At 61.1% G+C, this 1,483-nt stretch carries 1 protein-coding gene and 1 pseudogene; both read right to left on the reverse strand.

Features of this window, described 5'->3' with window-relative positions; all coding sequences use genetic code 11:
• Window positions 1–439: pseudogene (locus RWX45_RS00930) on the reverse strand (hypothetical protein); the annotation flags it as partial.
• 264 nt (window positions 440–703) lie between these two features.
• Window positions 704–1,420 (reverse strand): hypothetical protein, encoded by a 717-nt coding sequence (locus RWX45_RS00935; protein ID WP_316021920.1) that lies wholly within the window; start codon window positions 1,418–1,420, stop codon window positions 704–706.
• Window positions 1,421–1,483 lie beyond the last annotated feature (63 nt).

Here is a 1,483-nt window from a genome sequence, read left to right on the forward strand (position 1 = left end):
GGGTGTCGCCGGTGGCCCAGATCCAGGTGTCCATGCCCACAATCGTCGCCCGTGACTCGCCCACGGTGGGGTTGTACTCGATCGTCGCCGTCGGGATGGTGATTGCATCCCAGGCCGCCCGGGCCAGCGTGGCGCCATCGATTTCGGGTTCGGGGGCTGCCTGACCGGCTGGTACGTAGACCGGGTCGTGGTCGGCGAGGTAGGCGTCGGTGACTTCCTCAATGCTGCGCTTGTCATCATCGGCCATGTACTCTGCTGAGCAGGTCGGGATGTACCAGTGGCCGTCGGTGTCGTCGGCGTATGAGTCGTAGTCTGGGAAGTGGGTTTTGTACTTGTCCAGGGTCTCGCCGCGGGTGAACCGCAGGTACTCCGCAGCCTTCCCGGACTCGATCCACTCGGCCCGTTCCGCACCAGTGTCGCTCTGCTCATACCAGCACACCGGATGCACACTCGCACTCACTGACTGCGACGAGGTGAGCGCAGTCCCGTCCGATCCCGAAGAGTCGGCGGCGGCCGACGTATAAACCGCGGTCACCGACACCGTCACCGAACCATCAGACCCCGACGACACCGAACCAGACGACAACCCGGTCGTATCAGTATCCTGGACGTCCGCTGCATATGCAGAACATGTTGGCATACTGACGATGAGGAGACACAAGACCGCTGCTGTTCTCGATAACTTGTTCCAACTTGCCATGACTTACACCGTGCACTCGTTAGCTGAAAGCGCTTGCTCTTTGGCCGTTTTCCAGGTGCCGTCTTCCAAAACCATTGTGACGATCTTCTTATAGCGGCCTTGTAGAGTCTCGGGGTTGCTGACGTCGTTGCCGTCGAGGTCATAGGCAACCAGGTCCGACTGGTCGTCGCATAGCTGAATCTCGGCTCGTATTTCCGTTGAATACGAAGACGCGATGTTAACTGAATCTATCGACACCCTCACCGTCCCGTCGGTCCTCCCACCCCCGACTGAATCGAAGTTCTCTTTGATGTACTGGTATTCCTCGTCGGTGGTGATTGGTTGGGCGTTTTCGACTCCGGTGCGGGTGAACCAGATGTTCCAGGTGACTTGGTCGTAGTTGATGAAGGCCTTGAGGATCTCGGTTTGCTGCTCGTCGAGGTCCTCGGGGATGGAGGTGACTTCGTAGCGGTCGGTGGACAGTGACTCGGCTGTCACTACGCCCGCGGCCGACGCCGAGGCCGCAGCGGACGCAGACGCCGAAGCTGCCGCGGCCGACTCCGAGGCCTTTGCCGAGGCCATAGCTTCGGGGTCGTAGGTGGGGATGCCGGTGGCGTTGTTGGTGTTGTGGGTGCAGGCGGTCAGGGCCGAGGCGGCGAGCAGCAGAGCAAAAAGGCCTGCCTGCAGGCGCCGGTTTTTGGGGCGAGGGTGGTGGCTGGGGTGTGGGGGTGTTGTGTGCATGGCTGGTGGGTTTCCTTGTCCTGTCGTGGGCTGCCGGTGCTAGTTGTTTGGGGTGTGGGTGGT

Source organism: Actinomyces sp. MRS3W, assembly GCF_032465695.1.
In the GTDB taxonomy this organism is placed as follows: domain Bacteria; phylum Actinomycetota; class Actinomycetes; order Actinomycetales; family Actinomycetaceae; genus Actinomyces.